Annotated in this window: 10 protein-coding genes; 5 read left to right on the top strand and 5 right to left on the bottom strand. The window is 43.3% G+C overall.

Annotated elements, in window-relative coordinates; translation table 11 throughout:
• Window positions 1-15: 15 nt before the first annotated feature.
• The 4 genes from yidC to rpmH are packed head-to-tail and all read right to left on the bottom strand — an operon-like array spanning window position 16 to window position 2,671.
• On the bottom strand, window positions 16-1,779 hold the full coding sequence (gene yidC / locus F955_RS15815; protein ID WP_004814010.1) for a membrane protein insertase YidC: 1,764 nt from the start codon (window positions 1,777-1,779) through the stop codon (window positions 16-18).
• 5 nt (window positions 1,780-1,784) lie between these two features.
• Window positions 1,785-2,105, bottom strand: a complete 321-nt coding sequence (gene yidD / locus F955_RS16500; RefSeq protein ID WP_004814012.1) for a membrane protein insertion efficiency factor YidD — start codon at window positions 2,103-2,105, stop codon at window positions 1,785-1,787.
• 9 nt (window positions 2,106-2,114) lie between these two features.
• Window positions 2,115-2,507, bottom strand: coding sequence for a ribonuclease P protein component (rnpA, locus tag F955_RS15810; protein ID WP_004897461.1), 393 nt, complete (start codon window positions 2,505-2,507; stop codon window positions 2,115-2,117).
• A 29-nt stretch (window positions 2,508-2,536) separates the two neighbouring features.
• Window positions 2,537-2,671: a 50S ribosomal protein L34 gene (gene rpmH, locus F955_RS15805; protein WP_000831329.1), complete on the bottom strand. Its 135-nt coding sequence runs from the start codon at window positions 2,669-2,671 to the stop codon at window positions 2,537-2,539.
• A gap of 661 nt (window positions 2,672-3,332) precedes the next feature.
• On the opposite strand from rpmH, the gene dnaA reads away from it, so the two are divergent.
• From dnaA to F955_RS15780, 5 genes are all read left to right on the top strand, one after another.
• Complete coding sequence (dnaA, locus tag F955_RS15800) at window positions 3,333-4,715, top strand: chromosomal replication initiator protein DnaA (RefSeq protein WP_004897458.1); 1,383 nt, start codon at window positions 3,333-3,335, stop codon at window positions 4,713-4,715.
• Between the two features lie 109 nt (window positions 4,716-4,824).
• Complete coding sequence (dnaN, locus tag F955_RS15795) at window positions 4,825-5,973, top strand: DNA polymerase III subunit beta (protein WP_004897456.1); 1,149 nt, start codon at window positions 4,825-4,827, stop codon at window positions 5,971-5,973.
• A gap of 27 nt (window positions 5,974-6,000) precedes the next feature.
• Window positions 6,001-7,083 carry a DNA replication/repair protein RecF gene (gene recF, locus F955_RS15790; protein ID WP_004897454.1) on the top strand — a complete coding sequence of 361 codons (1,083 nt, stop codon included), beginning with the start codon at window positions 6,001-6,003 and terminating at the stop codon, window positions 7,081-7,083.
• Window positions 7,084-7,138: 55 nt separating this feature from the next.
• Window positions 7,139-9,607: a DNA topoisomerase (ATP-hydrolyzing) subunit B gene (gene gyrB, locus F955_RS15785; protein ID WP_004814017.1), complete on the top strand. Its 2,469-nt coding sequence runs from the start codon at window positions 7,139-7,141 to the stop codon at window positions 9,605-9,607.
• A gap of 189 nt (window positions 9,608-9,796) precedes the next feature.
• Entirely contained in the window at window positions 9,797-10,144 is a 348-nt protein-coding gene (locus F955_RS15780) for a hypothetical protein (protein WP_004814018.1), read from the top strand.
• A 737-nt stretch (window positions 10,145-10,881) separates the two neighbouring features.
• On the opposite strand, the gene F955_RS15775 is transcribed toward F955_RS15780, so the two are convergent.
• The gene (locus F955_RS15775) at window positions 10,882-12,045 is read right to left on the bottom strand and encodes a zinc-dependent alcohol dehydrogenase (RefSeq protein WP_002045824.1); all 1,164 of its coding nucleotides are present in this window, start codon (window positions 12,043-12,045) and stop codon (window positions 10,882-10,884) included.
• Window positions 12,046-12,384 lie beyond the last annotated feature (339 nt).

The following is a 12,384-nucleotide window of genomic DNA, read 5'->3' as shown; positions in this document are numbered from 1 at the left end:
GCCCGTCAGTTCAACTTAGTTGACTGGCTTTGCCTCATCACGTTGTGCACGATCTTTGGCAACAGACTTGTTGATCAAGCTTTGCTGCAGGATGGTGATCAGGTTGTTGACAATCCAGTACAGCACCAGACCAGCCGGGAAGAACAGTAAGAATACTGTAAAGATCACTGGCATGATCTTGAACACTTTCGCCTGCATTGGATCAGTCGGTTGTGGGTTCAACGACTGCTGGATATACATGGTTGCACCCATCAGCAATGGCAGGATGAACCAAGGATCCATTGAAGATAAATCCTGAATCCACAGCATCCATGGTGCATGACGCAGTTCCACAGATTCCATCAGTACCCAGTACAATGCCAGGAAGATTGGCATTTGCAGCAAGAGCGGTAAACAGCCGGCAAGTGGATTTACCTGCTCGCGTTTGTACAGTGCCATCATCTCTTGAGAGAAGCGCATACGGTCTTCACCGAACTCTTCTTTCATACGCTGCATTTCTGGCGCAATCACACGCATTTTCGCCATAGAGCGGTAACTCTTCGACGACAATGGCCACAGGATCAGTTTTACCAGAATAGTCAACAGAATGATCGCCCAGCCCCAGTTACCTACCAGGCCATGGAAAAATTCCAGACCAACAAATAGTAGTTTGGCAATCGGCCATAACCAGCCATAATCTACAGTCTGGTTCAGACCTGTCGCCAGATCTTTGAGTTCTGACTGGATTTTTGGACCAGAATAGAAGGTCGCATCAATTTCAGCCACAGTACCGGCAGGTACATTGAAGGTCGGAGAGGTAAAGCCAATGATATTCATGTTATCAGTTGACTTACGTGATTCCAGCTTCGCCGTATAGGCCTCGCCATTGCCCTGTGTCAGTTTCAGGTTACCTGGTACCCATGCACTGACAAAGTAGTGCTGCACCATCGCAACCCAGCCGCCTTTGGCTTCAGTGCTGAGTTTTTCTTCAACAAAGTTGTCAAATTTCAACTTGTTGTAATGCTCATCCGGGGTACCCCAAGCGCCACCTAAGAAAGTACCTAAAGTAAAGATACCTTGATCAGATTTGCCTGGATCCTCAGAATTGTCACGCTTGATCTGGCCAAACATTTGACCTTGCCAAGCCTGTCCACTGCGGTTGATAACCTTGTGGTTCACGACAACTGGATATTCACCTTCAGTAAAATTGAAGGTTTTGATGACTTCTACACCATCTGCCGTCTTGAATACCATTGGTACAGACAGAACTTTTACATTCTCGCCATCTTTATTTTTGACTGCCTTGGCATCTGCCAGGGTATAAGCAGTTTTTTCTAGCTCATAGCTTGGACGGCCATTACGGCTGCTGTCCGGTCCATTTAGACCAATTAAACCTGACTGCGCGACATAAGTACGTTTCGCATCGCTTTCCAGCATGACGAAAGGTTCATCGCTGTCTTTGTTTTTGTCATGATTGAGTAATTCAACACGAACAATATCACCACCTTTAGGATTAATCCAAAGATGATAAAGGTCAGTTTGTACTGAAATAAGCTGCTGACTTACAGGTGCTGTAGCATCCGTGGCTTGCTGCGCTGGAACATTTGCTTGTGGCACATCAGAAGCGGCGGTAGCCGTCTGAGCATTTGGCAAATCTGCTGACACTTCTTGCGACACAACTGCAGTTTCCTGCTGAGGTTGAGTTTCCGCATTTCCATAATCTTTTTGCCACGCCAAAATGAGCAAATATGCGACAACAAACATAGCCCCGAGAATTGCAATCCTGGCCCATTGTTGCATATGTATTACCCCAAGTGGTGAGAGTGATTTTGGTTCAATAAACGATCACGAAAGGGTACAGCAACGTGAAGCGTTTGAGAATCTATTTGCTGAAATGAAATAAAACGAATCGCTTTCGGAGGAACAGGATCGTATCCTGAGCCACCCCACGGATGACAACGGCAAATACGTTTAGTAGCCAGCCACACACCACGCACAGCTCCATGTGTATGGACTGCTTCCAAGGAATATTGAGAACATGTTGGAAGATAACGACAGCGTGGTCCAAGTAAAGGACTAATCGCAATCTGATAGAAACGTATTAACCAATGCAGTAAACGTACCATTGGCCATCTCTACTTTTGTGGGGAGGGAGCTATTTTTGTATGCTTTTTGGCAAGACGGTTGAGTTTCTGCCAAGCAAATTGTAGTTGCTGGTGCAATTCTGCATTCGGGACTGTATCAATACCAGCTTTTGGCATCACCACAATATCCAGATCGCTGAGCTGCTGTTGATGCAGGCGAAAACTTTCGCGAGCAAGACGTTTTACTCGATTTCGTTCATGCGCACGGCGCACTTTTTTCTTGGCAACAACTAAACCCAAACGGCTATTTGGCAGTTCGGACGGTTTTGCAAGAAATAAGAAATGGGGTTGATGCACTTTTAAAAGCGCACCATCAAAGACACCTTTATAATCGGCAGCACAGCGTAATCGTAACTCTGTGCCAAAACCATAAAGTGTTGTCATATCACCCAAAGTCGGCGAAGCCTAACTGATTAAACAGTTAAGCTGTGACGACCTTTTGCACGACGGCGAGCTAGAACTTGACGACCAGCTTTAGTAGCCATACGAGCACGGAAACCATGAACGCGTTTACGCTTTAATTCAGATGGTTGGAATGTACGTTTCATGTCGAAACTCCAAAAATGATCTTTCTATGAAGGTCCGCGATTTTAGTGCTCATTGCTTGAGCTGTCAATGCAAAAGCATATTTCTTTTCAAATTAGTCTAGGGATTGGCTTGCCTGATACTTTTCAAATTGTGTAGTCAAAGAGTGAATAAAATAGTTAACCACAATATAAATAATTGTTTTAATTTTATATTTTAGTTATTAACATCTATATCAACAGATTTATCCACAATACTATACACAATTCAAATTTAGATTCTCGTTTTGAATTTAAATTTAAACCATGTGTTGGTTATCCACAGAAAGTCTGGATCTTATAAATAAATTCAAATTTATAAATTTAAATTTATTACTATTAGGAAGCTGTTTTTCTGTGGAAAATGCATTTTTAATTTTAATAAACATAATCTTATATTGTGGATAAAACTGTTTCTATAATTTTCATACTTTGTGGATAACTTTATGCTATATTTTATCCACAGCTTGCGGATAAACTTATCCACACCAGGTTTTAAATTTAAATTTATGCATGAAAAGCGCTTTTTTGAACGATTTATGCTGAATATTTCATGACAGATGTGGATAACTTGGTTAGAATGGCGACCCGCTTTTAGGTGCGGCAATGGCTTTTGAATAAACAATGGAATGAATAGGGGATTCACATGCTTTGGACAGACTGCTTAAATCGCTTGCGACAAGAGCTCTCTGGAAATGTCTTTACAATGTGGATACGCCCACTGGTTGCAGAGGAACTGGACGATACTCTTCGTCTTTATGCACCGAACCCTTACTGGACGCGCTACATTCAAGAACATCATCTGGAGCTGATCTCGATTCTGGCGGAACAGTTATCTGAAGGCCGTATCCGTAAAGTCGAAATTCTGGTGGATTCCCGTCCTGGTGCGATTTTATCTGCCAGTGAACAGCCAGCAACTACCACGGCTGCTTTAGAAACACAGCCAGTGAGTACGCCTGCGCCTCGCCCACGTAAAGAAAAAGAAGAATCGGTTAAAAATAGCCGCAAGCGTCAGCTAAATCCCTTATTCACTTTTTCTCTATTTGTGGAAGGCCGCTCGAATCAGATGGCCGCAGAAACCTGCCGTAAGGTACTGACCCAGCTCGGTGCATCTCAACATAACCCATTATTTTTGTATGGCCCGACCGGTCTGGGTAAAACCCACTTGATGCAGGCAGTAGGGAATGCATTATTGCAAGCCAAGCCGAATGCCCGCGTGATGTATATGACCGCAGAAAGCTTTGTGCAGGACTTTGTCAGCTCGCTGCAGCAGGGCAAGGTTGAAGAATTCAAGAAAAACTGTCGTTCTCTGGATTTATTACTGGTCGATGATATTCATTTATTGGCGGGTAAAGAGGCCAGTCTGGTTGAGTTCTTCTATACTTTTAACGCACTGTTGGATGAATCGAAACAGATCATCTTGACCTCGGATCGTTATCCGAAAGAATTGACGGAGCTGGATCCACGTCTGGTTTCACGTTTCTCATGGGGTTTGTCGGTAGGGGTTGAACCGCCCGATATTGAAACCCGTATTGAAATTTTACTTAAAAAAGCCGAAAGCAATGAAGTGGATCTGCCACGTAACTGCGCACTGTTTATTGCACAACAAGTGGTTGCCAATGTGCGTGAGCTTGAAGGTGCACTAAACAAAGTGGTGGCGATTTCCCGCTTTAAAGGCACACCGATTGATCTGGATGTGGTACGTGAATCCTTAAAAGATGTTTTGGCGATTCGTGCCCGCACCATCAGTACTGAAAATATTCAGCGTGTGGTCAGTGAATATTTCCGTATTCCACTGAAAGAACTGGTTGGTCCGAAACGTACCCGTATTTATGCACGTCCGCGTCAGCTTGCAATGGGTCTGGCACGTGAATTGACCGGAGACAGTTTCCCGGAAATTGGTATGGCATTTGGTGGTCGTGACCACAGTACCGTGATGCACGCCTGTGAAAAAGTATTGAGTCTGCGTGAGGAAGATCCGATCTTTAACGAGGACTATAAAAACCTGCAGCGCCTGCTGCAAAGCTAAGCCAAAACGCTCAAATTCTGCGCTTGCTATGCGGCTTTTTTTGCCGCATAGTACAGTGCTAAATAATTAACTTTTCCATATTAATCTTCAGTTTTCAGAGGAATGTACCGTGCGTTTAAAAATCGCGAAAGAGAGCTTACTGAATGTTCTATCACATGTCGTAGGAGCGGTTGAACGTCGCCATACCTTAAACATTCTGTCTAACCTGAAAATTCAAGTGACAGCTCAAGCATTAACGGTGACTGGTTCAGATCTTGAGGTAGAACTGGTAGCAAGTATGCCTCTGAATGAAGGTGCATGTTTGCAAGCCGGTGAAACCACGGTTCCTGCACGTAAGCTGATTGATATCTGTAAATCTCTGCCATCAGCTGCGTTGGTAGATCTGCAAATTACTGAAGATCAGCGCTGTATTTTAAAGTCTGGAAACAGCCGTTTTGTACTCGGTACCTTGCCTGCTGAAGACTATCCATTGCTGTCGACTGAAAACAGTCAGGGTACACAGGTAACTGTGACCCAGCGTGAACTAAAACGCCTGTTTGAAAAAACTGCGTTTGCGATGGCGGTACAGGATGTACGTTTCTACCTGACCGGTACATTACTGGAGATTGATGCCAACCAGCTGCGTGCAGTAACCACTGATGGTCATCGTCTGGCGCTGTGTGAAACAGCTGCGCAATCAACTGCAGCTCAGCCAATTCAGGCGATTGTGCCACGTAAGGCAGTAGGTGAATTACAGCGTTTACTTAGTGTTGAAGATGATCAGTTATCATTGTTGATTGGTCGTGAATTGCTAAATGTAACTATCACTGTTGCAAACCGTGATAAGGAGCAGGGGGATACTACAGTACGTTTCACCACCAAATTGATTGATGGTAAATTCCCTGACTATCGCCGTGTGATTCCACGTGGTGGTGACAAGCACGTGATCATCGCACATGACGTATTCAAGCAATCTCTGCAACGTGTTGCGATTCTCAGTAATGAAAAACTGCGTGGTATATTCCTGAACTTTAATGCGGATTCACTGCAACTGCGTGCCAATAACCCGGAGCAGGATGAAGCGATTGAAGATCTGGCCATTCAGTATGCGGATGCACCAATGGAAATGTCTTTCAATGCGCAATATTTGCTAGAAGTCTTGGGTGTGCTGGACGGTGATGATGTCTCCATGAGCATGACCGAAGCAAACCAGTCGGTGTTGGTTCAGGATCCTGCACATACTGATCAAACTTATGTTGTCATGCCGATGCGCGTTTAAGCGGCAGCATCCAGGCACAAGCTAATCATGCATATTACGCGTTTGCATATAGAGCGTGTACGAAACTTAAAAACGGTTGCTCTCCAGAGATTGCAGCCGTTTAACGTTTTTTATGGCCAGAATGGTTCAGGCAAGACCTCTATTCTGGAAGCCATTCACCTGCTGGCCACAGGGCGTTCTTTTCGTACCCATATTCCTAAAAATTACATTCAACACAGCGCTTCGGATGCGATCGTGTTTGCCCAGTCTGATACCGAAAAAGTCGGTATGCAGAAAATGGCCAGTGGTGAGCAGTTGATCAAGGTAAATGGTGATCTGGTCGCAACCCAGGGGCAGCTGGCCAAGCTGCTACCCTTGCAGCTGATTGATCCACAAAGCACCGATATTATCGATCATGGTGCCAAGCCACGCCGACAGTTATTGGACTGGTTAATGTTCCACGTGGAACCAGAATTCTATCATGCCTGGCAATATTATTCGCGTGCTTTGAAACAGCGCAACAGCTTGCTAAAGTCCAGGCGCTACCTCAGTCTGTCAGAGCTGGAGCCGTGGAACCAGATGCTCAGTCAATATGGTGAGATTCTGCATTCACAACGGGTCGGTATTGTCGAGCAATGGAAAGTTTTCTTTGAGGAAGACCTGAAACATTTGCTGCCAGATCTTATGATTAGCTTGGATTATAGTCCCGGTTTTCATGCTGAAACTGGCCTGCTGAATGACCTCACCAATCATCATGAGCGGGACGTTGAAAGACGCTATACCGAATACGGTCCACATCGCGCAGATTTGCGTCTGAAGACCCCTCTGGGAGATGCAGATGTGATCCTGTCTCGTGGACAGAAAAAGCTGCTGCTGATGGCGTTAAAACTGTCGCAAATTGCAATGCTACATTCTTGTAATAAGGAAACTGTGGTATTATTAGATGATCTGACAGCAGAATTAGATTTAACCGCACAACAACGTTTAATTGAGCGATTGAGCCAACTTGGTAGTCAAGTTTTTATTACCACTTTAGACCACGAATCAGTACAAAAGCATTTACATGATTTGTCTATCTCATATCAGTTATTCAATGTTGAAAACGGTATCGTTCAGGTTGTTGTGCAATAGTATTTTAAAGTTTTACCCATCTTTGGATAGACCTATTTTTCACTAGGGAGAAACCATGAGTTCAGAAGATCAAGCTGCTTCTCAACCAGAACAAACCATTGAAAAGGCTTATGATTCCTCTAGCATCAAGGTATTACGTGGTTTAGACGCTGTGCGTAAGCGTCCGGGTATGTACATTGGTGATACAGACGACGGTACAGGCTTACACCACATGGTTTTCGAGGTGGTTGACAACTCGATTGACGAGGCGCTGGCAGGTCACTGTGATGAAATTTTAGTGACTATTCATGAAGATGAATCGGTGTCAGTCTCAGATAACGGCCGTGGTATTCCAACTGATATTCACCCTGAAGAAGGTGTGTCTGCAGCAGAAGTAATTCTGACTATTCTGCATGCCGGCGGTAAGTTTGATGATAACAGCTATAAGGTCTCTGGTGGTCTGCACGGGGTAGGTGTTTCGGTTGTAAATGCCCTGTCAGAAAAACTGGAACTGACCATTCATCGTGCTGGTCATATTCACCAACAGGAATACCGTCATGGCGATTCACAGTACCCGTTAAAAGTCATCGGTGATACAGACCGAACCGGTACCCGTGTACGTTTCTGGCCAAGTGCTGAAACCTTCAGCCAAACCATCTTCAATGTCGATATTCTGGCGCGCCGTTTACGTGAACTGTCGTTCCTGAATGCCGGTGTGCGTATCGTACTGCGTGATGAACGCATTAATGCGGAATATGTATTTGATTATGAAGGTGGTCTGTCTGAATTTGTGAAATATATCAATGAGGGCAAAACTCACCTGAATGATATCTTCCATTTTACTACCATGGCGGAGAACGGGATTGGGGTAGAAGTGGCATTACAATGGAATGATTCTTATCAGGAAAACGTACGCTGCTTTACCAACAACATCCCGCAAAAGGATGGTGGTACGCATTTAGCCGGTTTCCGTGCTGCACTGACCCGTGGTTTAAATAACTACATGGATAGTGAAAATATTCTTAAAAAAGAAAAAGTTGCAGTATCTGGTGATGATGCACGTGAAGGCTTGACTGCGATTGTATCGGTGAAAGTGCCTGATCCGAAATTCTCATCACAGACCAAAGAAAAGCTGGTGTCGAGCGAAGTAAAAACTGCGGTCGAACAGGCAATGAATAAGTCATTTTCTGAGTACCTATTAGAGAACCCGCAAGCAGCGAAATCAATCGCGGGTAAAATCATAGATGCCGCACGTGCCCGGGATGCAGCGCGTAAAGCACGTGAAATGACACGTCGTAAGAGTGCGTTAGACATTGCCGGTCTTCCAGGTAAACTGGCAGACTGTCAGGAAAAAGATCCAGCATTGTCTGAACTATACCTGGTCGAGGGCGACTCGGCGGGTGGTTCTGCGAAACAGGGCCGTAACCGTAAGATGCAGGCAATCTTGCCACTGAAAGGTAAAATCCTGAACGTGGAACGTGCACGTTTCGACCGTATGATTTCATCGGCTGAAGTGGGGACGCTGATTACTGCACTGGGCTGTGGTATTGGCCGTGAAGAATACAACCCGGACAAGTTGCGTTATCACAAAATTATTATCATGACTGATGCTGATGTGGATGGTTCACACATCCGTACCTTGCTGTTGACTTTCTTCTTCCGTCAAATGCCGGAGCTGGTAGAGCGTGGTCATATTTATATTGCACAGCCACCGCTGTACAAGCTGAAAAAAGGCAAGCAGGAACAGTACATCAAGGATAATGATGCACTGGAAACTTACCTGATTTCCAATGCGATTGATGAACTTGAACTGCATATCAGTGCGGATGCACCTGCTATTCGTGGTGATGCACTGGCAAATGTGATTGCGGATTACCAGACCTCGCAAAAAAGCTTGAATCGTTTAACCCTGCGTTATCCTGCAACATTGCTGGATGGTTTATTGGCACTTGAAGCATTTAAACTGGATCAGGCAACTGATCTGGATTATGTGGAAAACTGGGCAATGCAGTTGCGTCAACACATCGAAGACAAGCAACCAAGCCTGCGTCCTGAGCTGGGTATTGAAACCTTCGAGAAGGAAGATGCAGAAGGCAACAAGTCTGTGACTTATCTGCCACGTATCACGATTTATATCCATAACCTGCCACATGTTTATCTGCTTGATTCAGGTCTGTTGGGTTCAAGTGAATATGCACGTTTATTGAAGAACTCGAAGAGCTGGTTTACGTTACTTGAAGAGGGTGCTTACCTGCAAAAAGGTGAGCGCAAGATTCTAGTGAATAGCTTCCATGAAGTATGGCAGCACATCCTGCAAGACTCACGTCGCGGCATGATGATCCAGCGTTATAAAGGTCTGGGTGAGATGAATGCGGATCAGCTGTGGGAAACCACTATGGATCCAGAAAACCGTAATATGCTACAGGTGACGGTACAGGATGCGATTGAAGCAGATCGTATGTTCTCTTGCTTGATGGGTGACGACGTAGAACCACGCCGTGCCTTCATTGAAGAGAATGCTCTGAACGCAGATATCGATGCATAACTGATACACAATACACTTAAAAAAGCACCTTTCGGGGTGCTTTTTTTATGATCAATTTATGCTAATGTCATTTTAACTGGTTAGCATATTCAGCAGCTGATCAGTGATTCTGGCACCTTATTTGGTGATTTTTTTATTCGCGGTATTTGTCTGATCTGGGCCAGCCTATAGCAATAAAGAGGTTTATCCATGGATAGCCAGCTTGAAGAAGTTCGTGAAATTTGGGCCAATGCATTCTATACCGGTCATTATGAGGTTCTGCGTCAGTATGAGCATGAAGACTTTAAGGTGGTGTTTGAGCAGAAAAACCGTGTAGAAACCAGTTATGTCCGTTATGACAGGATTGCGCATGCGGTCAAGAATGGAGTCTGGAAGCCGCATAAGCCTGAAGTAGAATATGAAGATTACGAATATAATGCAGATCAGACGGAATGCTGTGTGGTGACTGGTTTAGCTAAAGATAAACATCGTATTCAGGAATTATGGCGCTATGAAAATGAATGGAAAATCATTGAACTTCGATTTCTAAAATCCTAGATTTTCAACCGCTTAACAAAGTTATAAAAATAAAGTAATTAATAAATCAAAATATGTGTGAATAGTCCCATTCCTAAATAAGTTCAAAGCTTGAGCAATAGTGTGGATAACTCTAAAGTTATCCATATTTATTTATGTGAATAAGATAGTATTTATCCACAATAGGTTCACTTTTAAATCAGCTCTTATTTTATATTCAAATTTATTGTCTGGTGACTTGTGGGTAAATATTTTTAAATTTAAAATAATATTTTAAATTTAAATGAGCAGCTTATGCAGGATTTCTGCGTTTGAGCCAAAACTGTCCAAAACAGATTAGTTTGCTTACTCTTTTTATAAAAAATTAAAATAAATATTATATAAAATAAACGTTTATGTGTTTAATGTAGTTTTATTTAATAGTGGGCGTGGAACGTATTTTTTCTTGAAAAATTTAAGTGTAGTTAAACTACATAATTGTTTTAATAATCAAGTGAAATTTAATTTTATTTTTAAAATCATTGGGTTAAATATGGTTATTACTGGTTTATTCTTTGGGTTGCTTTTCTAGATCAGTATTTATATTCGAACTTTGCTGAACTACTTTCTACAAGTTAGAAAGAGGAGTAAAAATTAAATAACTTCTGTTAAACAGAGTTTTTGATGAAGAAACTTGAAAAATAGAAACAGGTGATTTGATCTGTCTTAATTAAAGAATAAAAAGCGCCTAGAAGGCGCTTTTTATTCTTTTAGTACATTTACGGTGTCAGAATGACTTTACGACAGTCTTCTTCCTTTTTATCAAAAATACGGTAACCTTCCGCAGCATCTTCCAATTTCATGCGATGGGTAATAATCACATCTGGAGACAGATCTCCATTTTCGATATGTTCGAGCAACTGCGGCAAGTATTTATGCACATGGGTTTGTCCCATTTTGAAGGTCAAACCTTTGTCAAAGGCATCACCAAACAAGAAGCCATGAATTGGACCGGCATAAACCCCCGGTACACTCACCACACCGCCGCGGCGGACTGCTGCAATACATTGTCTGAGCGCTGAACCACTCGAACCTTCTAATTTCAGGTTGGTCATTACGGTTTCCAGAACACTGCCTTTGGCTTCGAAACCAACGGCATCAATAACCGCGTCAACACCACGATAACCTGCTGTATTTTGAATAATAAATTCAGCTGCATCGACTTCATCAAAGTTGACCGGAATGACCCCATAGGTTTGATGAGCAAATCGCAAGCGATAAGGGTGATGGTCGACCATGAAGATCTGTTCGGCACCGAGCATTCGTGCACAAGCTGCAGATAACAGACCGACTGGACCTGCACCATAAATCGCCACTGTAGAACCACGGGTGACTTGAGCATTGGTTACTGCCTGCCAGGCTGTTGGCAGAATATCGGTCAGGAATAATACTTTTTCATCAGGCAAAGAGCCGGGAACCTTAAATGGTCCGACATTACCTTTGGGAATTCGCACATATTCAGCCTGACCACCCGGAACACCACCATACAGGTGGCTAAAGCCAAACAAGGCCGCTCCTGGTGGAATCTGTTTTTTATTCAGGATCGCACCACGACCCGTATTGGTATTTTCACAGGCAGCCATGAGTTCATGTTCACAGAAAAAACAGTGACCGCATGCAATGACAAAGGGAATGATCACCCGGTCACCTTTTTTGACTTCTGTCACTGCAGGGCCGACTTCTTCTACAACTCCCATAAATTCATGGCCGAAAATATCACCGTCTTCAGTGGCCGGGATTTTACCCCGGTATAGATGTAGATCTGAGCCACAGATAGCGGTGGCTGTCACCCTTAAAATAACGTCATCTGGTTCCTGAATCACTGGATCTGGAACAGATTCAACTCGTACATCCCGAGCACCATGATAGGTAAGAGCACGCATGCGGATTTCCTCTCTAGTTCAACATAAATAGTCTCAAATAAGGCTACTGATTATTAAAAAGCCTTTTTATTAGAGCCTTATAACCTGACCTAGAGCTGTAAATTAATGTATGAAATAAGGAAGCCGAGTGTTTAAAAAATAAACTTATATAGTACTTGCGTAATTCACTACAAAATATGTCAAAAATCGAGTAAATGATTAATCAAGCTGAGAAGTGTAGGAAAATAGGTAAGAGAAAAGATTTACTAATAGCAGAGAAAATATAAACCCATAAAAAAAGGATCAGTAACTATAGTTAATGATCCTTGAAGCTTTAAACAAATATTAAAATTAGCTTTC

Source organism: Acinetobacter schindleri CIP 107287, assembly GCF_000368625.1.
Classification (GTDB): Bacteria; Pseudomonadota; Gammaproteobacteria; order Pseudomonadales; family Moraxellaceae; genus Acinetobacter; species Acinetobacter schindleri.
This window is presented reverse-complemented; position numbering and strand designations above follow the sequence as displayed.

Excerpts from the sequence above, each read along its gene's own strand:
- gyrB (WP_004814017.1), top strand. The coding sequence starts at position 7,139 with ATGAGTTCAGAAGATCAAGCTGCTTCTCAACCAGAACAAACCATTGAA.
- yidD (WP_004814012.1), bottom strand. The coding sequence starts at position 2,105 with ATGGTACGTTTACTGCATTGGTTAATACGTTTCTATCAGATTGCGATT.
- recF (WP_004897454.1), top strand. The coding sequence starts at position 6,001 with ATGCATATTACGCGTTTGCATATAGAGCGTGTACGAAACTTAAAAACG.
- rpmH (WP_000831329.1), bottom strand. The coding sequence starts at position 2,671 with ATGAAACGTACATTCCAACCATCTGAATTAAAGCGTAAACGCGTTCAT.
- yidC (WP_004814010.1), bottom strand. The coding sequence starts at position 1,779 with ATGCAACAATGGGCCAGGATTGCAATTCTCGGGGCTATGTTTGTTGTC.
- F955_RS15780 (WP_004814018.1), top strand. The coding sequence starts at position 9,797 with ATGGATAGCCAGCTTGAAGAAGTTCGTGAAATTTGGGCCAATGCATTC.
- dnaA (WP_004897458.1), top strand. The coding sequence starts at position 3,333 with ATGCTTTGGACAGACTGCTTAAATCGCTTGCGACAAGAGCTCTCTGGA.
- rnpA (WP_004897461.1), bottom strand. The coding sequence starts at position 2,507 with ATGACAACACTTTATGGTTTTGGCACAGAGTTACGATTACGCTGTGCT.
- F955_RS15775 (WP_002045824.1), bottom strand. The coding sequence starts at position 12,045 with ATGCGTGCTCTTACCTATCATGGTGCTCGGGATGTACGAGTTGAATCT.